This window comes from Viridibacillus sp. KH_047 (assembly GCF_057838945.1).
In genome coordinates, this window is the sequence record NZ_CM174479.1 from 786,900 (window position 1) to 808,925 (window position 22,026).

At 37.1% G+C, this 22,026-nt stretch carries 20 protein-coding genes and 1 rRNA gene; 11 read left to right on the plus strand and 10 right to left on the minus strand.

From position 1 onward, the window contains the following. The first annotated feature begins 138 nt into the window (after positions 1–138). Entirely contained in the window at positions 139–696 is a 558-nt protein-coding gene (locus tag AC3IS5_RS03960) for a DUF5366 family protein (RefSeq protein ID WP_489426659.1), read from the plus strand. A gap of 57 nt (positions 697–753) precedes the next feature. Here the strand turns inward: AC3IS5_RS03960 and AC3IS5_RS03965 are convergent, their stop codons facing one another. Next, positions 754–2,607: a transglycosylase domain-containing protein gene (locus tag AC3IS5_RS03965; protein ID WP_489426660.1), complete on the minus strand. Its 1,854-nt coding sequence runs from the start codon at positions 2,605–2,607 to the stop codon at positions 754–756. Positions 2,608–2,758: 151 nt separating this feature from the next. Beyond that, positions 2,759–3,973 (minus strand): MFS transporter, encoded by a 1,215-nt coding sequence (locus AC3IS5_RS03970; RefSeq protein WP_489426661.1) that lies wholly within the window; start codon positions 3,971–3,973, stop codon positions 2,759–2,761. A gap of 276 nt (positions 3,974–4,249) precedes the next feature. Between AC3IS5_RS03970 and AC3IS5_RS03975 the strand changes: the two genes are divergently transcribed. After that, positions 4,250–4,840, plus strand: a complete 591-nt coding sequence (locus AC3IS5_RS03975; RefSeq protein ID WP_193740827.1) for a peptidylprolyl isomerase — start codon at positions 4,250–4,252, stop codon at positions 4,838–4,840. A gap of 18 nt (positions 4,841–4,858) precedes the next feature. Beyond that, the gene (locus tag AC3IS5_RS03980; protein ID WP_489426662.1) at positions 4,859–5,077 is read left to right on the plus strand and encodes a hypothetical protein; all 219 of its coding nucleotides are present in this window, start codon (positions 4,859–4,861) and stop codon (positions 5,075–5,077) included. A 21-nt stretch (positions 5,078–5,098) separates the two neighbouring features. On the opposite strand, the gene AC3IS5_RS03985 is transcribed toward AC3IS5_RS03980, so the two are convergent. Beyond that, a complete protein-coding gene (locus AC3IS5_RS03985) occupies positions 5,099–6,274 on the minus strand; it encodes a MalY/PatB family protein (RefSeq protein ID WP_489426663.1) in 1,176 nt (391 codons plus the stop codon). A 75-nt stretch (positions 6,275–6,349) separates the two neighbouring features. Between AC3IS5_RS03985 and AC3IS5_RS03990 the strand changes: the two genes are divergently transcribed. After that, positions 6,350–6,610 carry a DUF1871 family protein gene (locus AC3IS5_RS03990; RefSeq protein WP_489426664.1) on the plus strand — a complete coding sequence of 87 codons (261 nt, stop codon included), beginning with the start codon at positions 6,350–6,352 and terminating at the stop codon, positions 6,608–6,610. A gap of 52 nt (positions 6,611–6,662) precedes the next feature. Here AC3IS5_RS03990 and AC3IS5_RS03995 read toward each other — a convergent pair whose 3' ends face one another. Together AC3IS5_RS03995 and AC3IS5_RS04000 are read right to left on the minus strand one after the other, a co-directional pair. After that, positions 6,663–6,878 carry a helix-turn-helix domain-containing protein gene (locus tag AC3IS5_RS03995; protein ID WP_489426665.1) on the minus strand — a complete coding sequence of 72 codons (216 nt, stop codon included), beginning with the start codon at positions 6,876–6,878 and terminating at the stop codon, positions 6,663–6,665. Positions 6,879–6,980: 102 nt separating this feature from the next. Next, positions 6,981–8,312: a sodium-dependent transporter gene (locus tag AC3IS5_RS04000; RefSeq protein ID WP_489426666.1), complete on the minus strand. Its 1,332-nt coding sequence runs from the start codon at positions 8,310–8,312 to the stop codon at positions 6,981–6,983. A gap of 133 nt (positions 8,313–8,445) precedes the next feature. Here AC3IS5_RS04000 and AC3IS5_RS04005 point away from each other — a divergent pair, with 133 nt between their 5' ends. The 3 genes from AC3IS5_RS04005 to yugI all read left to right on the plus strand — a co-directional run bounded on the left by AC3IS5_RS04005 (position 8,446) and on the right by yugI (position 11,194). Further along, positions 8,446–9,003, plus strand: a complete 558-nt coding sequence (locus AC3IS5_RS04005; protein ID WP_489426667.1) for an RNA polymerase sigma factor — start codon at positions 8,446–8,448, stop codon at positions 9,001–9,003. Beyond that, positions 8,993–10,732, plus strand: coding sequence for a hypothetical protein (locus AC3IS5_RS04010; RefSeq protein ID WP_489426668.1), 1,740 nt, complete (start codon positions 8,993–8,995; stop codon positions 10,730–10,732). Before AC3IS5_RS04005 ends, AC3IS5_RS04010 begins: the two co-directional genes overlap by 11 nt. 81 nt (positions 10,733–10,813) lie before the next feature. Continuing rightward, positions 10,814–11,194, plus strand: a complete 381-nt coding sequence (gene yugI, locus AC3IS5_RS04015) for a S1 domain-containing post-transcriptional regulator GSP13 (protein ID WP_489426669.1) — start codon at positions 10,814–10,816, stop codon at positions 11,192–11,194. Positions 11,195–11,228: 34 nt separating this feature from the next. Here the strand turns inward: yugI and AC3IS5_RS04020 are convergent, their stop codons facing one another. Beyond that, positions 11,229–12,536 (minus strand): AAA-type ATPase lid domain-containing protein, encoded by a 1,308-nt coding sequence (locus tag AC3IS5_RS04020; protein ID WP_489426670.1) that lies wholly within the window; start codon positions 12,534–12,536, stop codon positions 11,229–11,231. A 139-nt stretch (positions 12,537–12,675) separates the two neighbouring features. Between AC3IS5_RS04020 and pruA the strand changes: the two genes are divergently transcribed. The 3 genes from pruA (at position 12,676) to AC3IS5_RS04035 (ending at position 16,876) form a co-directional block, all read left to right on the plus strand. Further along, positions 12,676–14,220, plus strand: a complete 1,545-nt coding sequence (gene pruA / locus AC3IS5_RS04025; protein WP_489426671.1) for an L-glutamate gamma-semialdehyde dehydrogenase — start codon at positions 12,676–12,678, stop codon at positions 14,218–14,220. Between the two features lie 125 nt (positions 14,221–14,345). After that, complete coding sequence (locus tag AC3IS5_RS04030) at positions 14,346–15,539, plus strand: ornithine--oxo-acid transaminase (RefSeq protein WP_489426672.1); 1,194 nt, start codon at positions 14,346–14,348, stop codon at positions 15,537–15,539. A gap of 92 nt (positions 15,540–15,631) precedes the next feature. Then, positions 15,632–16,876 (plus strand): Glu/Leu/Phe/Val family dehydrogenase, encoded by a 1,245-nt coding sequence (locus AC3IS5_RS04035; protein ID WP_038188476.1) that lies wholly within the window; start codon positions 15,632–15,634, stop codon positions 16,874–16,876. Positions 16,877–16,945: 69 nt separating this feature from the next. Here AC3IS5_RS04035 and AC3IS5_RS04040 read toward each other — a convergent pair whose 3' ends face one another. The 4 genes from AC3IS5_RS04040 to AC3IS5_RS04055 form a co-directional block, all read right to left on the minus strand. Beyond that, positions 16,946–17,182: a DUF378 domain-containing protein gene (locus AC3IS5_RS04040; RefSeq protein WP_489426673.1), complete on the minus strand. Its 237-nt coding sequence runs from the start codon at positions 17,180–17,182 to the stop codon at positions 16,946–16,948. Positions 17,183–17,239: 57 nt separating this feature from the next. Next, positions 17,240–17,434, minus strand: coding sequence for a hypothetical protein (locus AC3IS5_RS04045; protein ID WP_489426674.1), 195 nt, complete (start codon positions 17,432–17,434; stop codon positions 17,240–17,242). Positions 17,435–17,525: 91 nt separating this feature from the next. Continuing rightward, positions 17,526–18,506 (minus strand): cation diffusion facilitator family transporter, encoded by a 981-nt coding sequence (locus tag AC3IS5_RS04050; protein WP_489426675.1) that lies wholly within the window; start codon positions 18,504–18,506, stop codon positions 17,526–17,528. Positions 18,507–18,518: 12 nt separating this feature from the next. Continuing rightward, the gene (locus tag AC3IS5_RS04055; RefSeq protein WP_489426676.1) at positions 18,519–19,241 is read right to left on the minus strand and encodes an MgtC/SapB family protein; all 723 of its coding nucleotides are present in this window, start codon (positions 19,239–19,241) and stop codon (positions 18,519–18,521) included. Positions 19,242–20,458: 1,217 nt separating this feature from the next. On the opposite strand from AC3IS5_RS04055, the gene AC3IS5_RS04060 reads away from it, so the two are divergent. Further along, positions 20,459–22,011 (plus strand): 16S ribosomal RNA (locus AC3IS5_RS04060). Positions 22,012–22,026: the final 15 nt, after the last annotated feature.

Sequence of the window (22,026 nt, forward strand, 5' to 3'; positions counted from 1 at the left end):
GTTGCAGTCAACAAATCATATTATAGCTCATTATACATACATTTGCATGAACTAATCTTTATTGTAGACCTTGATAGTATGGGTATTTATTCGATATTATAAATAGGAAGAAAATAATAAAATAATCGAGGAATTTAAATGAAAAACCCTTATGTTTATGGATATTTACCGCTGATTACGATCATACTATTTAGTTTAACGTTCGGATTGTATACAGTAACAGAATCCATTGAAGTCTTCAAATCTATTGGTGTATACACAGGTATGCGCGAGTTTTTATCAGAAATACAGTTACGTGTATTTTTATTAATTGTTTTTGCACTTTGCTATTTTATGTTGTTCTCTGCATTAAAGTTGATTGGAGAGACAATTCATGAATTAGCAATGCTGTTTTTTTCAAAAGATATAGATGGTAAAACAGTCGCTGAAGCAAGAGGGGGAAATGTTATTTTCTTCTTTGGAGCCATAGCTTCTGCTTTTGGCATTCAATCGTTCATGTTATTAATGGTTATTTTCTTACTCACTGTTCTTACATACTTTATATATGTCATTTATAAAATTAGTAATCATATGACGTTAGGTGCAACGATTGGTGTTTTAATATTTGATATTTTACTTTGGAGTATCTTAATAACTTTAATTGTTTATGTCATTTTTAAATTGTATAACGGTATTTTAGCAAGTTTACCAATCTAATTGTGGGGAACAAAAAAAGCTGTCAGAGGGATAACTAACCCTCGACAGCTTTTTGATTTATTGCATAATATTAGAGAATATACGATGGTGAATTTTGGCGTTTTCAAGCCAGTACATATTTCTAGGACGGTCAAATCCAATCCATACTGCAGAAGTATAGCGATCGGTTAAGCCTGCAAGCCAATAATCACGATAATCATTAGTAGTACCTGTTTTAGCACCTACATAGGGAGCGTTAATATGAATACCAACTCCCGTTCCATTTTGAACAACGTCCGTTAATAATGTTCGCATATGCTGGATGGTACTAGGTGACCAAACTTGTTTTTGCTTTTGCTCCCACTTATATCGAAGCTTACCATCGCGAGTTTTTACTTGACGAATAGCATGAACCGGCTCGTAATCCCCATTAATAAAGCTAGTATAAGCATCAGCTAATTCTAATGTCGTAACACCATGTGTTAATCCACCTATAGCGGCAGGATAGATGTGATCAGCGTTCGATAATGAATTAAATTGAAATGGCTTCAAGAAGGAGAATGCTTTGTCAGCACCAATTTGATGAAACAAACGCATAGCAACAGTATTGTAACTATTTCGGAAACCTTGTTGAAGAGTTACATTGCCAATCACTTGCCCTCCATAGTTTTGAGGGCAATAAGATCCAATACAGAAAGGCTGACCGCTCACGATTGTATTAGGTGTTGCTGATGTGATTTCAAAATAAGGTGCATAGTCAATTAAGGGCTTAAATGCAGAGCCCGGCTGACGTACTCCCTGAAATGCTCGATTATAATCAAATTTCTCATACCCCTTACCTCCATAAATACTAACAATTTCACGATTGTTATTATCAATAACAACGGCTGCTGCTTGTAGATCTTGAGTATAGGAAATGGCTTGATCGATTGCATTCTGATCTGCTGTTTGCTTCATAGGAGATAGGGCAGTATCGATTATCAGACCATCATTTAGCAAAGTATTAACCCTATTTGTCAGCTTATTATTAATGCCACTTTTTTCGGCAGTTGTTTTAGCTGCTTTAAGTTGCTGTGTAAATCCTTCTTTGTCGGCGATTAATGATCGCAATTCACTTAATACGTACGTACTATAAGCAGGGTAAAGCTGTTTTTTCTGCTTAATAGAAAGTGTTATTTTTTCTTTTTTAATTTTCTTTCCTTGTTTAGCTGTTAGAATTTCCTTATCCACTAATTTGTTGATAAGGCGTTCCTGTCTTTTCTTCGTATTATCAAAATGTTTGATAGGGTCATATAAAGAGGGGTTATTTGGAATGGCAGCTAAAAACGCCATCTCAGCTTTTGTGAGTTTATTTGCTGGGCGTTGAAAGTAATAAGTTGATGCGCCACCAATACCATAAACGCCATTACTAAAGTACATTTCATTTAAATACATATTTAATATTTCATCTTTAGAAGCTTTTCTTTCTAGCTCATATGAATAGAAAATTTCAAGTACTTTTCGTTCATAAGATTTTTCCTCTGATAAATAACGCATGCGAACAAGTTGCTGTGTGATGGTACTCCCACCTTGCGAAGATTCACCACTTGATGAGTTTGCAACAATAGCACGCGCAATGGCACTCAAGTCAAAGCCAATATGTTCATAGAAATGCTCATCTTCACTATATAAAAATAGTTCTTGAACAAACTCTGGAATATCCGCAAGTTTCATCGGTTTGCGCCATTCCGTATATTCCTCTGAAAAGGTATCTCTATTTTGATCTCTTAAGACAGTTGGAATGAGTGAGTTTGTCTCATCTAACTGAATGGAAGATGTGAATTTTTTATCCAAAGTATTAGCTGTATTCTTCTCTATTGAAATTTGATCGAATAGAAAAAACAGTAGAGGAATACAGAGGATAATAATAAGACTACCAACTACTTTTCTCAATGATACCCCCCTCAATTTAACGTTTCTGTATGTATAGTAAGGTTAAAGAAATGAAAACGCTCATAAAAAAGAATAGCACATTTTACAAGAAGGCTGTAAAAAAAATATAGTAATTCTCAGCCGTAATCTAATAAGAATATGCTATCCCAATTTACGATTCCAAAATGTCTTCTAAATGCTGTTTTGGATATTTACGTGTCCATTTTAATATAATGAAAGCTATTAAAAATAATAAACCTGTGACGTAGAAAACAGAAGATATCCCGATAAAGCCACTAACGATTCCTCCAAATGTTGGACCAATAATATTTCCTAGGAAGCGAAAGCTTGTATTATAGCCCATGACTTCACCTTGGATATCTATAGGTGCTTCGCGACGTATTAGAGCCGTAGTAGTAGGGATTAGACCGCCAACTGCAATACCGAATAACAATCTTAGTCCCATCAATTGCCAAAGTGAAGTCACAAACGCTTGTGGAATGATGAAAATAACAGCTATTGCTAAAAGTATTGTTAACACTTTTTCATATCCTATTTGGTCACCAAGCCGACCCCAGAACCTTGCGAATAATAAGTTCCCAACGCCTGCAGCACTAAAGGTCAGTCCAGCTAGAAAGGCCACTTGCCCACTAGTTGTTAAATCGGATACATAAAGAGAAAGTAAAGGCTGAATACTGAAATTTCCGATTTGAATAAGACTAGTAATCATCATGACGTTAAATAATAATCGATGATGGAATATGCCTTTTAATACTGCTATCCGAGAGTATACAATTGAATTTTTCTTTTTCACTTTTTGGATTTCACGGACACCGAATATGATAAGTAGGGCGGCAGTTGCGATGGAAATCGCAGTAATAATAAATGTATACTGAAAACCGAATTCATCTGCCAACAAACCACCGACAACCGGACCAAAAAGTGTTCCCGTTACACTCCCCATTTGTAGAGTCCCTAGGGTTTTCCCTGCAACTTCTTTTGGTGTTTGTCTACTTATAAACGCAAGAGATGTCGGGATAAATCCCGTTACAATACCCATGAATAAGCGTAATAAGAAAAACTGTTCTACACTTTGTACATGTCCCATAAAGAAAATACTTATCGATATGCCAAAGCCATTAATAATTAAAATTGGTTTATAACCATACTTATCTGCAACTCGGCCCCAGATAGGTGACATTAAAAAAGCAGACACGAATGTGGCACCAAAGATTAAACCTGCCCATTTTTGGACATAACTTTCGGTGAAATTGCCCATCGTTTCAATGTATAATGAAAGAAAGGGCATAATCATAGTAGTTGTTCCTGCAACTAACAAGTTAGCAAACCAGATAATGATAAAATTGCGTTTTTGCTGTGGGTTCATATGAGCACTTTCTTTCGCTGTATTATTTGGTCTATTCGTAGTATAAAGCATTATGAATTTTGAATGAAGCTCTTCAAATGCTAATGGTAGAGTTTTTAACTGAAAAATAGTGTAAATTATGATAGACTATGACGAGGTATCCAAGTAGTATACGCAACCTCAAAGTGTTGAAGTTATTAAGGTTGCGATGGTGGGATAACCCCACTTTAAAAATTACTTTTATTTTCCCGTTAACAAGGGTAACTAAACATTCACGATTTTAAAGGAGAGTATATTATGTATCCACAATTAACAACTGAAGTACAAGCAAACGAAGCATTAGTAGAAATGAAAACAACTTTAGGTTCAATCAAGATTAAATTATTCCCAGAGCATGCACCTAAAACAGTTCAAAACTTTTTAACTCACGCTGAAAATGGTTATTATGACGGCATCATTTTCCACCGTATTATTAAAGACTTCATGATTCAAGGTGGAGACCCAACTGGTACAGGTATGGGTGGAGAAAGCATTTATGGATCAACTTTCGAAGATGAATTTTCAAATGACTTATTCAACATTCGTGGTGCTCTATCAATGGCTAACGCTGGTCCAGGTACAAATGGAAGTCAATTCTTCATCGTTCAAATGCCATCAGTTCCTGCTAACATGATCGGACAAATGAAAGATGCTGGCTATCCAGAAGAAATTATCGCTGCATATACAGAAAACGGCGGTACACCTTGGTTAGACCACAAACATACTGTATTCGGTCAAGTTGTAGAAGGTATGGACATCGTTGATAAAATGGCTGATGTAGAAAAAGATATGCGTGACAAACCACTTGAAGATATTTCAATTCAATCAATCGAAGTTCTTCAAAAATAATAATTGGAGTGTTCTCAGATGAAAACTTGGGTATTAAATGGGTTTCTCTATTTTCCTGAAGACAAATCAGAGTATCTTCCAGCAGCAATTGAATTAGCAATTATTTTAGTTCTATGTGTCACTGTGTTTTTTACAGTTAAAAAAATGGCAAAAAAACAAGAGCTTAAAACAAAAATTCTAGAGGAAGAAATTCTTCAAAGTCGTCAACAAGACGTAAAACAAAACCAGTCGAATTAGATTCGACTGGTTTTTCTTTGCTTATTTAAATGCTTTTATAAAACGTTCTATGCCGTCCTGTACAGTTGTTTTTGAACAAGCTACATTCATACGAACGAATCCGCGACCTGATTCCCCGTATTTAGAACCTGGATCTAAAGCGAGTTTCCCAGTATGTAACAAGCGTTCCATCACTTCGTGTTCTTCTAAACCAGTTTCACGGTAGTCAATCCATAACAAGTATGTACCTTGAGGTTTTGCAATTTTAATACCAGGAATTGCAGCAGGAATTTGCTCAATAACAAGATCCATATTAGCTGACACATATGACAATAACTCAGTTAACCATTCTTCACCTTCAGTATATACGGCTCTCAGTGCATCAATAGCAAAGATGTTAGGTCCCATTTGACCATGCGAAGCAGCATTTTGTAGAAGTTTATCTCGCATGGAATCGTCAGAAACAATCATCATAGCTACTTGTACACCTGCTAAGTTAAATGTTTTCGTTGGTGCCATACAAGTAATAACACGAGCAGCCTCTTCACCAGCAATTTTAGCGAGAGGGATATGCTTTTGACCATCAAGTATTAAGTCTGCGTGAATTTCATCTGACAAAATCAGTACATCATATTTTGCACAAATTCGAAGCATCTCTCGTAAATCGCCCACACTCCAGACGATTCCCCCTGGATTGTGTGGGTTACATAAAATGAATAACTTCACTGCTTCTTTTGCTGCACTTTTTTCAAATGCTTCAAAGTCTAGTAAATAATGACCATCTTTTTCTACCATTACACACTCTTCCATCTCGCGTTTTAACGCAATCGGAACATTAGTAAATGGAGGATAAACAGGCGGGGTGATTAAAATCTTGTCTTTAGGCTTTGTATAAGTTTCGACAATTGATGCAATAGCAGGGACAACACCACTATGATAGAGAACCCAATCCTTTTCAATTGTCCAATTATGGCGCTTTTCAACCCAATTGACGAACGTTGCAGTTGTTGCATCATCTGCAACTGAATAACCTAGCACAGGGTGTTCCAAACGCTCACGGATGGCTTTAGTTACTACTTCAGGAGCAGCAAAATCCATATCTGCAACCCACATTGGTAAGATATCTGATGTATCTTCAATTTGGTAAATTGCCTCCATCGTATCCCATTTTAATGAGTTTGTATCTCGTCTATTAATCACTTGGTCAAATCTACTCAAGCATATCCCTCTTTTCTTTTTTTATTTCTATGTTATCATAACCATTAAAGATGAAAAGTAAATAGGTGAAAAAATATGGATAATATTGCAATGAATAGAAAGGCTGTACATATCCTTTCAGAGTGGGACCCTTTTAAAATGGAAAATTTCACATATGATACAGAAGCAGCCGATGTCGTAGCGGAATTACAGCATATAGATGATCCAACTGTGCTAGGTAAGAAAATTCAAGAAATTTACGAGCAATCATTCGAAAGATGGATTCCTATCGAAGACTGTATCGGAATATCATATAAGCTATTAGCCGTAAAATTCGAAGCCAAATGCATCGTATAAAAAGAAAAAGCCTAATTGTTCGATGAAAATCGAGCAATTAGGCTTTTTTTACTTAATGAAATTGTAAACCGTCCGTTAAGTTAGACAACGGTACTTCCAATGCATTTGAAAGTTTGAAAATCGTCTCTCTTGAAGGAATATCTTCTCCAGATTCATAGCGCCCTAGTTTCTCTGCACTAACACAAACTTGTAAAGATAATTCCTCGAGTGAAATATTACGTTCACCACGAAGTTGGCGAAGCTGAGTATGAATATCTTGATTCATCATAATAAATAAAGCACTCCTTTCAAATCGTTTACAATAAGTATAATTAAATTATAACACGGCTTGAGTGAAGAGATTTCTAACGTAAGTGACAGAAAAATGACGTTATCTAAAGAACACGCTTTGGATAAAGACAATAATAATTGCAATTGGAGCGACGAATCGAACAAGAATACGCCAAGTTTTGAATATCCAATCTTTTGTGTTCAATTCAGCAGCAGCGTCTGCTTTCGAAATTTTATAACCTGCGAAAATAGCGACAAGTAATGCACCTATTGGCATACCAATATTATTCGTAAGGAAATCAGCTGAATCAAAAATCGATAGACCGAAAATTTTAATCTCGGACAATACACCAAAAGATAACGCACTAGGAATACCAACAATGAAAATCCCAAAGCCGCATAGCCATGAATATTGCTTACGTTTATCATATTTTGGACCCATCGCAGTTGCTACAACAATTTCTAACATAGCAATTGCAGACGTCACTGTCGCAAATAATAATAAGATAAAGAAAATGATCATAAAGAATGAACCGAAAGGAATTTGCTGGAATACAGCTGGTATAATAATAAACACTAACCCTGGACCTTGATCGGGGGAGTAACCTAGCGCAAATACTGCTGGGAAGATTACTAAACCCGCTAACAGTGAAATACCGATATTCATCCCTGCAACGTTTATTGCTGAGCTACCTATTTTCGTTTCTTTTGATAAGTAAGAAGCATAAGTCAGCATAGCTGCAACCCCAACACTTAAGGAGAAGAATGCTTGTCCTAAAGCCATCAATAATGTTTTACCTGTGAAATATGACCAATCAGGTACGAACATAAATTTAATGCCCTCAATTGCACCATCTAATGTTAAAGAACGTATAACTAATACGATAAAGAAAATAAATAGTAATGGCATCATCCATTTACTTGCTTTTTCAATTCCATTTTTCACTCCACCCTGTACAATCCAGACAGTAAGGAATAAGAACACAGCTTGGGCAATGACAACTTCCCAAGGATTAGATGTGATAGAGGCAAAAAGCTCACCATAATAATCTTCACCACTACCAGATAATCCAAAAGAAATTGCACGAACAATATAACTTAATATCCATCCACCAACAACACTGTAGAAGGATAAGATAATAGCAGAAAATATAAAACCTGCCCAACCAGTTAAAAACCAACGTGTACCTGGAGCTTGTTTTTTAAATGAGGAAACAGCATCTGTTTGTCCACGTCGTCCAATCATAAATTCAGCCACTAATATTGGTAACCCAATAATTAATGTACATATAATAAATAGCAATATAAAAACACTACCGCCATTAGTACCAGCCATATACGGAAACTTCCAAATAGCCCCTAAACCGATGGCGCTACCAGCTGCCGCTAAAATAAATCCTATCTTTGACGCAAATTGATCCCTATTTGACACTTTTTATGTCCTCCTTTTAGTAAGGATTGTTTTATTCTACCTCAATCAATTAGAAAAAAGTATAGGATTTTGTGAAACAAAATTGAAAGTTCTATCGTATCACCAACAGAACAACAGAGAGCGAGGGGGAACAATGCTAGATAAGGAACTAATCGCTAAAGCGCAAAGTGGTGATTTAGAATCATATAGTTTACTTATGCAGCTCCATCATAGAACTGTTGAAAAGTTTGCTTTTCAGTGTGGAGTCCATACACATGACATACCAGATGTTACTCAAGAAGTATTTATAAAGCTATACCGCTTTTTGCACCAATTTAATCAGGAGAAATTCACAACTTGGCTATATAAAATCACCTTAAATGCAACACGCGATTATTATCGCAAGGAAACGCGTGAAGTGGCCAAGGAACATAGATTGACACAAAACAGCTCGAAACATACATATACACCTTCAGCTGAAGAACGGATTCTAGTCTTTGAAGAGGACCAGGAATTACATAAAGCTATTTTGCAACTTGATGAAAAATACCGCCATCCTATCGTGCTCTATTACTTTCATGAACTAACATACGAACAAATAGCAGATGTATTAAATATATCGCTATCATCAGTCAAGACGCGTCTTCTGCGTGCTAAAGAGCAGTTGAAAAGGGAGTTATCAAAGATCGGAGGTGCCAATAGTGGACGATAAACAATTTGAAGATCGTATGAAACTACTGAAAAAATCCTATGACAAGGTGCCTTCGCAATTTCAATTAGAAAAAATAGTTAGTGAAATTGAAAGTGAAAATCAACAATTCCAAACTATAAAACATATAAAAAAGCCAAGGGAAAATAGACAAAAACTGACTGTTTGGGCTATCAGTATCGCAAGTATTTTTCTATTGAGTATTTTAGGATCTACCTTCTTATTTGAAAATGATAAACAAATGCAACAAGGAAGTGACGGAAAATATACTTTTGCAGAGGTATTTAAAGACATAGAAAAAGATTATCCAGTGGCAAGGGAAAAGAATCGTAAGCTTTTGAAAATGAAGGAAAAAGATTATGTAGAATTAGGTTTTGTAAACTCGGCCGATTCAAGGTATGACTTTTATAAAAAACTATCGAAAGATGAAGACAGGAAAATGCTTTATTCAAAAAATCAAAAAGATGAATATTACAAGGAAGCTATGAGAAGTATTCAGCTACCTCAACAATTGCTATATACAACAATGGCTAATGAAACAACACTTACAGATACGGAAGCAAGGATGTATATCTCTGAATATTACGAACGTTCTAGAGACCTTATTAATTACTACGATAATTTATTTATGGAGCATAGCGAAGATTTAGATTTTGTAAGAGAAGACGGTAATCTAGAGTCGAAGACGCTATTCATGAACAAGGATAAACTTCCGCAGATTTTGCAAAATGCTATCGATAGTGCAGAGATTCAAAATTTGGGTTTGAAAATCGTGTACAACAATGTGGTTTTTGGTTTTAATTCAGACGTAACGACTGCGAAGCTGGAGGATAAAGTCACGGCGCGCCTACTAGATTATTTTACGATTTTGCATGGAAAACCTTTTACTTATGGTGGCGATTTAGTTCATTCAATTGATGAAACGTTTTTTTTATTAAATACAATAGAAAAAACATGGAGTTTAGCGGATCAACAATTATCTTTCTTTGATGAGTTAAAAGGTGATTATGCGAATGCGGTATACTCATTATTAAAAGGTTCAAATAGTAATCCCGTTATGGATACCGGTAAAGTGAATAAGGAATATCGAGATGCTTGGTTAAATTTATTAGAGAATGGTCCAGAATTTTCTCCAACACTAGTTTATTTAAAGCCAATTGTGGATGAGTTTGAAGCGTCAAATTGGACTGTATCAAAGCATTGGGGGAACCTCCAATTTAGTGATATTGAGGATGCAGTCAATAATTCACTTTATGAGTCATTTATAAGTACTTCTGATGCGGGTTATTCAGAGATTGAGGAAACGATAGGCATTGATTTTGAATCCCGTATCCATTCGTATTATAAATTATTTTCAGAGACTCATAATCAGGCTGTATTAAAGGATGCTAAAGCACTTGAAGTTGTTGGATTATACTATTACAGTTTGATGATGAGAGATTATGATACTGTTTATGAACTTTTCCTAAAAGGAGAGAAGTATGGAGTGCCTTCAAAGGAAGAATTTAGGGAGATGTCGTCCGATGAATATTTTAGGAAAAATACTCGTCTAAGTGAAACATTTGAGAGAATGACTTTTGTTCAGCTTGAAACCGCAAGAGATGAGGATGTACAGGGTGTTGCTCGCATTGTTAGGAAGAACGAAGATGAGATAGATTTACTTAATGTAAGTGAGTTCAGACTAATTAAAGAAGAAAATGGTTGGCGTATCCCATTAAATCCAACAAAGTGATTTTTTGCCCGTACTATACCGCTATGTTATAATTTAACATGAATATAGTGTATATATAGCTACAGAAGGTAGGAAGGGCTTATGGCAGATAAATATGTAGTAGGAGATGTGTTAACTGGTAAGATAACAGGAATACAACCCTATGGTGCTTTCGTTGCTCTTGACGAAAATACCCAAGGACTTGTGCATATTTCTGAAATTACGTACGGCTTCGTAAAAAACATTGCAGATCTTTTATCGGTTGGTCAGGAAGTACAAGTAAAGGTACTTGAAATCGATGAAAATGCGAGCAAAATCAGCTTATCTATTCGTGCACTGCAGGAACGCCCCCCAATGAAACGCAAAGAAAACGCGCCAAGAAAATCTTTACAAGCGCGTGTCGACGAAAAAGATGCAGTTGGTTTCAATTCATTAAAAGAAAAGTTACAAGATTGGATTGAACAATCAGGTATAAAAGGTTAATTGAAAAGGGTTCACATTAATGTGAACCCTTTTTTTATTTCTTCATTTTTCGAATACGGTATTGTAAATTTTGTCTGCTCATCCCAAGTGCATTGGCTGTTTTCGTGATATTTCCTTCATACATATTCAATGCTTTTTGCAAATAATATTCTTCTGCCTCACGTAAATACTCATCAAGCGGTAGTAGTTCCTTCGTATTTTGTACGACAAAATAGGATGCATCGTGAGAAGAGTCCCGCAATGCTTGTACCTTCCATTTAAAATGGAGTGGCAGCATTTCAAATGTGATCAATTCCTCTGTCGTTACCATTGAGACAATTTCCTCAAGCAGAATTTCTAATTCCTTTAAATTGCCCGGCCAATCATATAGATGGAAAAGTTCATTGACCTCACTAGACAAGCCTTGAATATGAGAACCGAAACGTTGACGATGGCGTTTCAGGAAGTTCTCTATAAATGGTTTAATATCTTCTCTTCTTGAATGGAGTGGAGGCACATTAATCGTGACGGATGCGAAAAAGTAATAGAGTTCTTTTAACAGTTGTCCTGAAGCAATTAAATCTATTGGATCTCCACCAATACTAGCGATAAACATATGGTTTTTCATATGGTTCTCTTCTAATAGCTGTAATAACTTTTCCTGTAACGTTAAAGATAAAAATTCAATACGTTCGCAGAATATCGTGCAATTTTGAAGTGAATTCGTACTTTCATATAGTTTTTCTAAAATGGCTGAATCTGAGCGCTGACAGAAAATTGTGATGAAATGTTGATTCACAGGATCTAAATTATGATGGATACCTTCAGCAATTAAGTCTTTGCCAGTACCAGATTCCCCAATTAAAAGTACAGGAAGTCGTGCTGTTGCAGCTTTTTCGGCTGTTTGAATAACTGCCTTCATAGGTGGAGAAACAGCGGTAATACTTGAAAAAGTAATAGGCTCTCCGTAACGTCGTAGCGGTTGGTAAACGAGCTTCTCAAGTGTAGTAATATCACGAGCAAACTCAATGGCCCCAATTAGTGCATCATTTTCAAAAACAGGAAATGTATCATTAATCGTCGTAATTTCCTGACCATTATGATTCCAATAGGTTTGTTTTACATTAAGTACTTTTTCGCCAGTTTGTAGAACTTGAAGTAACGTACTTTCCTCTTGCTCAAATTGAAAGAGTTCTAAAATAGAACGGTCTATAACATCCTTCAAATTCAAACCCTCAATATCTTTCATTTTATCGTTATAAATAATCGTTTGCCCTTGGGCATTTACTGCATGGATGCCAACAGAAGCATGTTCTGTTGCATGGCGGTAAAAGGGTGTTAAGTCGTTGTCAATTGGTTTCATTTTTTATCACCTTGAAATTTTTTTATAATTTTAAATATTTTTTACTTGAAAAACGCAACAATCTTTTGCATTATTATAAGTGTAAACAATTTATAAATGCAAATTTTTTTTGCACTAACATCACAAGGGAGGATTACAAATGATTCCGTACAAACATGAACCATTTACAGATTTCTCTAAAGAAGAGAACAACACAGCGTATTTAGAGGCTTTAAAAAAGGTGGAAGGATATCTTGGGGAAGAATATCCGTTAATTATCGGTGGAGAACGTATTACAACGAATGATCAAATCATTTCATATAATCCGGCAAATAAAGAAGAAGTTATCGGCTCAGTTTCAAAAGCTAACAAAGAATTAGCTGAGAAAGCGATGCAAGTAGCAGATGAAGCTTTTCATACATGGAAGAAAGTAAAACCTGAAATTCGTGCAGATGTATTATTTAAAGCTGCAGCGATTATTCGTCGCCGTAAGCATGAGATTTCTGCGCTTTTAACAAAAGAAGCAGGTAAACCTTGGAATGAGGCTGATGCTGATACAGCAGAAGCAATCGACTTCTTAGAATATTACGGTCGACAAATGTTACGACTAAAAGACGGTCAACCAGTTGAAAGTCGCCCGGGCGAATTCAACCGTTACGACTATATTCCATTAGGAGTAGGTGTAGTCATTTCACCTTGGAACTTCCCATTCGCAATTATGGCAGGCACAACAGTAGCTGCTGTAGTAACAGGGAATACAGTACTTTTAAAACCAGCATCTACAACGCCAGTAGTTGCTTATAAATTCGTAGAAATTCTTGAAGAAGCTGGCTTACCAGCAGGCGTTGTTAACTACATTCCAGGCTCAGGGGCAGAAGTAGGAGACTATTTAGTAGATCATCCGAAAACACGCTTCATTAGTTTCACTGGTTCTCGTGATGTGGGCTTACGTATTAACGAACGCGCTTCAAAATTAAATGAAGGTCAAATTTGGCTGAAACGTGTCATCGCTGAAATGGGCGGTAAAGATACTATTGTTGTTGATAAAGAAGCAGATTTAGAACTTGCTGCACAATCAATCGTAAAATCAGCATTTGGCTTTAGCGGTCAAAAATGTTCAGCATGTTCAAGAGCTGTCATTGTAGAAGATGTTTACGATGAAGTAGTATCTCGTGTTGAAGAATTGACAAAAGGCTTATCAGTTGGAGACCCAACAGATTTATCAAACTTCACTGGACCAGTAATCGATGCTGCTGCATTCGAAAAAATTACTAGCTACATTGAAATTGGTAAAGAAGAAGGCCGAATTGTTGCCGGAGGCACTGCAGATAATTCAAAAGGATTCTTCGTAAATCCAACAGTAATTGTTGATGTGACTCCAGAAGCACGTGTGATGAAGGAAGAAATATTCGGGCCAGTAGTGGCTATAGCAAAAGCTAAAGACTTCGATGAAGCATTAGCTATTGCAAATAATACTGAATATGGATTAACAGGTGCAGTCATTACAAAAAATCGTATGAATCAAGAAAAAGCACGCGAAGATTTCCATGTAGGGAATTTATACTTTAACCGTGGTTGCACAGGAGCAATCGTAGGTTACCAACCATTCGGAGGCTTTAACATGTCTGGAACAGATTCTAAAGCAGGCGGACCGGATTATTTACAATTGCATATGCAAGCAAAAACAACTTCAGAGACACTTTAATTAGTCTGTATCACAAAGTATTTAATGAAAAAACACAAAGGCAGACAATATTACATCTGTCTGTCTTCAATAACGAAAATAGTGAACGTTAGAAAGCCTACGTTTATATTTTAGGGGGAAATATAATGACAAAGACACATGAGATTATTAAGCAAACAGAAACATTTGGTGCACCAAACTATTTGCCACTGCCAATCGTTATTTCAGAAGCAGAGGGAGTATGGGTAAAGGATCCAGAAGGAAATAAATTTATGGATATGCTTTCAGCTTATTCTGCAGTAAACCAAGGACATCGCCATCCAAAAATCATTCAAGCATTAAAAGATCAAGCAGATCGTGTGACATTAACATCTCGTGCTTTCCATAGTGATCAACTTGGGCCATGGTATGAGTTAGTTTGTGAAGTAACTGGAAAAGAAATGGCATTACCTATGAATACAGGTGCAGAAGCTGTAGAAACTGCATTTAAAGCAGCGAGACGTTGGGCTTACGATGTAAAAGGTGTAGCAGCGGGGCAAGCAGAAATCATAGCATGTAATGGGAACTTCCATGGTCGTACAATGACTGCAGTATCTCTGTCTTCAGAAGCAGAGTATAAAAGAGGTTTCGGACCAATGTTACCTGGTATTAAATTAGTAGATTACGGTGATTTAGATGCTTTAAAAGCAGCTATTACACCAAATACTGCTGCTTTTTTAGTTGAACCGATTCAGGGGGAAGCAGGTATTGTTATTCCGCCAGCAGGTTATTTAAAAGCAGCACGAGATTTATGTCGTGAAAATAACGTATTATTTATCGCTGATGAAATTCAAGCAGGTTTAGCTCGTACAGGGAAAATGTTTGCATGTGAGTGGGAAGATGTAAATCCTGACATGTACATTTTAGGTAAAGCTTTAGGTGGGGGAGTTTTCCCAATTTCATGTGTTGTCGCTAGTAAAGAGATTTTAGGTGTCTACAATCCAGGTTCACACGGTTCTACTTTTGGCGGTAATCCAATTGCATGTGCTGTTTCGATTGCAGCATTAAATGTGTTAAAAGAAGAAAAGCTTGCTGAACGTTCATTAGAGCTAGGAAATTATTTCATGGATGAGTTAAAGAAAATTGATAATGATGCGATAAAAGAAGTCAGAGGTCGTGGTTTATTCATTGGAATGGAGTTAAATGAATTAGCACGTCCATACTGTGAGAAGTTGATGACACTAGGTTTATTATGTAAAGAGACACATGATACAGTGATTCGTTTTGCACCACCTCTAATTATTTCAAAAGAAGAATTAGATTGGGCAATTGAAAAAATCAAAAAAGTCTTTACAAAATAAGCTGAAATATATCCCACAATCACTGGAACTATGTTACAATGTTTGCGATATACAGTAAAAAAACATTATGAATAAAGAGGCGAGAAAATCAAATGGCAGAAAATCTTAACCTGTTTACATCAACACAGGCGGTTATTCACGAAGCTCTTCACAAGCTAGGCTACGATGAGGGAATGTATGAACTTTTAAAAGAGCCACTACGTATGCTAGAAGTACGTATACCAATTAAAATGGATGATGGCAAAGTGAAAGTATTCACAGGCTACCGTGCACAACATAATGATGCAGTAGGTCCTACAAAAGGTGGCGTGCGCTTCCATCCGCAAGTTTCTGAAGATGAAGTTAAAGCGCTTTCAATGTGGATGACTTTAAAAGCAGGTATTGTTGATTTACCTTATGGCGGTGGTAAAGGTGGTATCATCTGTGATCCACGTCAAATGTCTATGGGGGAAATTGAAAGACTTAGTCGTGGCTACGTTCGTGCTATTAGCCAATTCGTTGGACCAACAAAAGATATTCCTGCTCCAGACGTTTTCACGAACTCACAAATCATGGCATGGATGATGGATGAATACAGTCGTATTGATGAATTCAACTCTCCAGGTTTCATCACAGGTAAACCTATTGTTTTAGGTGGTTCACAAGGTCGTGACCGCGCAACTGCACAAGGTGTTACAATTGTGATTGAAGAAGCAGCTAAACGTCGTAATATTGACATTAAAGGTGCACGTGTTGTTATCCAAGGATTTGGTAACGCAGGTAGTTTCCTAGCTAAATTCATGAGTGATTTAGGTGCTAAAGTTATTGGTATCTCTGATGCTCACGGAGCTTTGCATGATCCAGAAGGTCTGGACATTGATTATTTACTAGATCGTCGTGACAGTTTTGGTACTGTTACAACTCTTTTTGAAAATACAATCTCTAATAAAGAATTACTTGAACTAGATTGCGATATTTTAGTTCCTGCTGCAATTGAAAATCAAATTACTGCTGACAATGCACATAACATACGTGCAAGTATTGTAGTAGAAGCAGCAAATGGCCCTACAACTTCAGAAGCGACTAAAATTTTAAATGACCGTGGCATTCTACTAGTACCAGACGTATTAGCAAGTGCTGGGGGCGTTACAGTTTCTTACTTTGAATGGGTTCAAAACAACCAAGGCTATTACTGGTCAGAAGAGGAAGTAAATGAAAAACTTCTTAAGAAAATGGTTGATGCATTTGATAATGTCTATACAGTTGCAACAACGCGTGGTATCGATATGCGTTTAGCAGCCTATATGGTAGGTGTACGTAAAACTGCTGAGGCTTCACGCTTCAGAGGTTGGGTATAATAGCTAAATTGAAAAGTAAACCCCAAGGGCATGTTAATGTTCTTGGGGTTTTTTTGTGCATATTGATTATTACATTGTACGAGCAATTTGAGGTTCTGAACGCTCTATCTCTTCTGATGGTCTAAAGAGTATCCACAAATTCACTAGACCAGCAATTCCTACAATAGTATAGATGATTCTCGATACCACACTAGCTTGTCCACCAAAAAGACTGGCGACAACATCAAATTGAAATAAGCCAATAACACCCCAATTTAAAGCACCGATAATAGTGACAAATAAGGCCGTTCTTTGTATAACGCTCATTATAACACCTCCTCTAATAGCTAGAGTGTGTTGTGAAGTCAGAAATCATACGAGTTTTTAATTAATAAAGTAAATGCTCTTACTAGGTAGCTCTAAACAATTCAATTGACCGCCGAAAACGGCTAAACTTTCGTGATTGCCAACTAAAACATCCGCCCCGTTTTGCTGTAATTTCATGACTAAATTTAACACATCAGCAGAATCAGGTCCTCGCTCAATATAATCACCAAGTAAAACTAATCTGTCATTCATCTGGCGAATAAATCACTCTTTTCAATTGGTTAAGTATAAAAGGGAGGCACGTTACTAAAGCGCGGGTAACAATGCGTCCCGATCTTTTCTTTTACTTCATATTATTTGGGTGATCATCAATGTGATTCCAATTTGTAATACCATCATCTTCGTCGAAGGCAATAGTCACTTTTGAAACTTTAGTTTGTGATAATAAAATCTTCATCAAGTGGTCCCGAATATCATCAGCCTCAGCAAAAGTGAGAGTAGGATCTATTTCAGCAAGAACCTCTACGTGTAAAAACTCACCTTCCTTTACCACCTCTAACTTTTGTATATCGCGAACATTTTTATCTTCCCATAATAAATGTGCGATATGGTTTAGCATTTCTTCATCCGTTTCACCAATTACTCCACGAGCATTTTCTAAAAATATCACACCAACTACGTAGAACATCATGAGACCAATTAGAATTGAAGCAATACCTTCTGCTTGCAAGAATCCAGTGAAGTGCGCAATTATGACAGCTATAAAAGCTAAAACGCCACCTAAAGTTGCTACTAAATCTTCCATAAAGACAAGTTTTGTTGCAGGTTTTGCTCGGTTTAAATGGGTAAAGGCTTTCGGTAGGACCGAAAAGATAGTAGCTGACTCATTAGACTCATGAAGAATTTCTTTCGCGGCTTTCATTAATACAACACCCTCTAATATAATGCCAATTGCTAAAACACTTAAACTGATCCACATCCCATTCGAAGTAGCAGGGTGAGTAATTTGATGCCAGCCTTCTTTAATTGTTTCGTAAGATAATATTCCTACTATAAGAACAGCGCCTAAACACACTAAGTTAACAACACGCCCAAAACCTTTTGGGAATTGTCGAGTAGGTGCTTTTTTAGATAAAGCAGATCCTATAAAAACAAAGAATTGATTGGCGGAATCACCCAATGAATGCATCATTTCTGCAAACATTGCAACGTTTCCTGTAAAGAAGAAAGCGACTCCTTTTAACACTCCTAAAAACAAATTGACTAAAGCCGCTAATAGCGAGGGTTTATTTCCTTTCTTTAATAAGCTCCAAACATTACCCATACAATGCCTCCTCTAAGACAGGATTTCAATTTCAATTTCTTCTATATAAGATTGCTCGCGGATACTGTTATATAATGAAATAGTATCTTTTTTGGGAAGAGATGAAAAACGTAAATCAACTTCATGCTTATATTCATTATTCTCTAGACGAATATCTTTAATACGCATATTATCTACATCCATATCATTCTTCTGCAAAAATAGTAATATATCATTGATATGTTGTATATCTTTGACGCCTATTTTCAGAGATACTTCACGCATACGAAGACGCTTTGGTCCAAATTTCATAAAAATAGGTGCAAGGACTTCTACACCAAGCATAACAATAACAACAGCGATAATAGCTTGCCCATAAAATCCAGCCCCAACAGCGATGCCAATTCCTGCTGCACCCCAAATCATAGCTGCAGTTGTTAAGCCACTTATATTATCATTACCTCTACGTAAAATGACCCCAGCACCTAAAAAACCAATGCCACTTACTATTTGAGCCGCTAAGCGGAGAGGATCCATTGTGACATTTATACCTGGTACCGGTTTAGCATTATAAACTGATTCTATAGAAATGATTGTTAATAAACAGCTAAATGTAGCAATAACTAAACTTGTTTTCAATCCAACAGGCTTTCTTTTCAACTCCCTTTCAATGCCGATTACTAAACTCAATGTAGCTGCAACAATTAATTTAATAAACATTTCATGAGTTAAAGAGTTATCAAGTAAGAAATTCAAATTAGTATTCCTCCTTTATTTCCTTTTCCTTATTTCGAACATCATCTACTCAATTCAAATATAGGAACATCTAGTATTCGTATTGTACACTATGTATACGAGGGATTTACATTTTATAGAAATTATTACTCGTTGAAAAAACTAATAATGATTTATACATTCCGATTTTTTTCGGTGTCATCCTAATTTCTGTCCCTACTACTTATGTTACGCTTGAAGGTCGTACAGATTACAGCTTCATAACTTTTATCGAATGCTTTTTAGAGTTTATTTATTTCTTCACCATTATTTATGAAATATAAGCATGAAATACCCCGATAAAAAAGAAGTATGGATGTAATTAGAGTGTTTCAATCCAGTCTACGCTATGGATAATTAAGTTACATCTCTGTAGCAAGTTCAACAGTAATGACTTTTGTTTTATTAGGAATGTAATTTTTCTATAAAGAAAAACATTATTCTAAAACTCAATTATTCGAGTGTATTGTAATGGTAGATTATGTATTAATAAGTGGAGAATGAAGATTTAAAAGTAAGAAGCGTTTTTTGATGATTTACTTGCATTGGGGGTTGTACATTTCAACTGGGTATTTATAATTCGAGAAAGGTATTCGCCAAATGTTACATATACAAAGTTGGCTAGTACGATTACTTTATTCGCCTATCTTCTTATATAAGAGGAATCATATTGACCATCTTTAATTGATTCGTGTTACTTTGCTATATTAGTTATTGTACCCAATTTGGTAGGGTATAATCTTTTTTATGAGTCTTTATAATAGGTGAGTATGAAAGTGACTTCAATAGCAGATCTATTTGAAACAATTGGGGCAGAAATTATAAAGTACATTCAATAGGTAACGTGATTGTATTATGCTATATGAAACTAATGAAAAAAATTATAAAGTTATTTTAAAAAAACTGTTGATTTTTAAAATAAGATATTGTATAGTAATAAATGTCGTTAAGACGTGCTACAAAATATGAATACAACATCTTAAAAAACTTTTTCAAAAAAGTATTTGACAAAGAAAACAGATGATGATAAGATATTGAAGTCGCTTATGAAACGGCAACAAAATGAACCTTGAAAACTGAACATGCAAGACGTTAATCAATAAATGTTTTTGGACATCAACTTAGTTGGTGGATCAAAACAAAAATAGATATCATCTTCGGATGATACGCTAGCAAAGCTAATGAGCTTTCAAACTACTTTTATGGAGAGTTTGATCCTGGCTCAGGACGAACGCTGGCGGCGTGCCTAATACATGCAAGTCGAGCGAATGATGAAGAAGCTTGCTTCTTCTGATTTAGCGGCGGACGGGTGAGTAACACGTGGGCAACCTACCTAGTAGATTGGGATAACTCCGGGAAACCGGGGCTAATACCGAATAATCCATTTTGTCACATGGCAAAATGCTGAAAGGCGGTTTCGGCTGTCACTACTAGATGGGCCCGCGGTGCATTAGCTAGTTGGTGGGGTAACGGCCTACCAAGGCAACGATGCATAGCCGACCTGAGAGGGTGATCGGCCACATTGGGACTGAGACACGGCCCAAACTCCTACGGGAGGCAGCAGTAGGGAATCTTCCACAATGGACGAAAGTCTGATGGAGCAACGCCGCGTGAGTGATGAAGGTTTTCGGATTGTAAAACTCTGTTGTAAGGGAAGAACAAGTACGTTAGTAACTGAACGTACCTTGACGGTACCTTATTAGAAAGCCACGGCTAACTACGTGCCAGCAGCCGCGGTAATACGTAGGTGGCAAGCGTTGTCCGGATTTATTGGGCGTAAAGCGCGCGCAGGTGGTTTCTTAAGTCTGATGTGAAAGCCCACGGCTCAACCGTGGAGGGTCATTGGAAACTGGGAGACTTGAGTGCAGAAGAGGAAAGTGGAATTCCAAGTGTAGCGGTGAAATGCGTAGAGATTTGGAGGAACACCAGTGGCGAAGGCGACTTTCTGGTCTGTAACTGACACTGAGGCGCGAAAGCGTGGGGAGCAAACAGGATTAGATACCCTGGTAGTCCACGCCGTAAACGATGAGTGCTAAGTGTTAGGGGGTTTCCGCCCCTTAGTGCTGCAGCTAACGCATTAAGCACTCCGCCTGGGGAGTACGGCCGCAAGGTTGAAACTCAAAGGAATTGACGGGGGCCCGCACAAGCGGTGGAGCATGTGGTTTAATTCGAAGCAACGCGAAGAACCTTACCAGGTCTTGACATCCCAATGACCGCTCTAGAGATAGAGTTTTCCCTTCGGGGACATTGGTGACAGGTGGTGCATGGTTGTCGTCAGCTCGTGTCGTGAGATGTTGGGTTAAGTCCCGCAACGAGCGCAACCCTTGATCTTAGTTGCCATCATTAAGTTGGGCACTCTAAGGTGACTGCCGGTGACAAACCGGAGGAAGGTGGGGATGACGTCAAATCATCATGCCCCTTATGACCTGGGCTACACACGTGCTACAATGGACGATACAAAGAGTCGCTAACTCGCGAGGGTATGCTAATCTCATAAAATCGTTCTCAGTTCGGATTGTAGGCTGCAACTCGCCTACATGAAGCCGGAATCGCTAGTAATCGTGGATCAGCATGCCACGGTGAATACGTTCCCGGGCCTTGTACACACCGCCCGTCACACCACGAGAGTTTGTAACACCCGAAGTCGGTGAGGTAACCTTTATGGAGCCAGCCGCCGAAGGTGGGATAGATGATTGGGGTGAAGTCGTAACAAGGTAGCCGTATCGGAAGGTGCGGCTGGATCACCTCCTTTCTAAGGATAATTACG

What these genes read in the sequence shown, in the direction of transcription:
- AC3IS5_RS03960 (WP_489426659.1), top strand. Translation starts at nt 139, where the DNA reads ATGAAAAACCCTTATGTTTATGGATATTTACCGCTGATTACGATCATA.
- AC3IS5_RS03970 (WP_489426661.1), bottom strand. Translation starts at nt 3,973, where the DNA reads ATGAACCCACAGCAAAAACGCAATTTTATCATTATCTGGTTTGCTAAC.
- AC3IS5_RS03975 (WP_193740827.1), top strand. Translation starts at nt 4,250, where the DNA reads ATGTATCCACAATTAACAACTGAAGTACAAGCAAACGAAGCATTAGTA.
- AC3IS5_RS03980 (WP_489426662.1), top strand. Translation starts at nt 4,859, where the DNA reads ATGAAAACTTGGGTATTAAATGGGTTTCTCTATTTTCCTGAAGACAAA.
- AC3IS5_RS03990 (WP_489426664.1), top strand. Translation starts at nt 6,350, where the DNA reads ATGGATAATATTGCAATGAATAGAAAGGCTGTACATATCCTTTCAGAG.
- AC3IS5_RS03995 (WP_489426665.1), bottom strand. Translation starts at nt 6,878, where the DNA reads ATGATGAATCAAGATATTCATACTCAGCTTCGCCAACTTCGTGGTGAA.
- AC3IS5_RS04005 (WP_489426667.1), top strand. Translation starts at nt 8,446, where the DNA reads ATGCTAGATAAGGAACTAATCGCTAAAGCGCAAAGTGGTGATTTAGAA.
- yugI (WP_489426669.1), top strand. Translation starts at nt 10,814, where the DNA reads ATGGCAGATAAATATGTAGTAGGAGATGTGTTAACTGGTAAGATAACA.
- AC3IS5_RS04020 (WP_489426670.1), bottom strand. Translation starts at nt 12,536, where the DNA reads ATGAAACCAATTGACAACGACTTAACACCCTTTTACCGCCATGCAACA.
- pruA (WP_489426671.1), top strand. Translation starts at nt 12,676, where the DNA reads ATGATTCCGTACAAACATGAACCATTTACAGATTTCTCTAAAGAAGAG.
- AC3IS5_RS04030 (WP_489426672.1), top strand. Translation starts at nt 14,346, where the DNA reads ATGACAAAGACACATGAGATTATTAAGCAAACAGAAACATTTGGTGCA.
- AC3IS5_RS04035 (WP_038188476.1), top strand. Translation starts at nt 15,632, where the DNA reads ATGGCAGAAAATCTTAACCTGTTTACATCAACACAGGCGGTTATTCAC.
- AC3IS5_RS04040 (WP_489426673.1), bottom strand. Translation starts at nt 17,182, where the DNA reads ATGAGCGTTATACAAAGAACGGCCTTATTTGTCACTATTATCGGTGCT.
- AC3IS5_RS04045 (WP_489426674.1), bottom strand. Translation starts at nt 17,434, where the DNA reads ATGAATGACAGATTAGTTTTACTTGGTGATTATATTGAGCGAGGACCT.
- AC3IS5_RS04050 (WP_489426675.1), bottom strand. Translation starts at nt 18,506, where the DNA reads ATGGGTAATGTTTGGAGCTTATTAAAGAAAGGAAATAAACCCTCGCTA.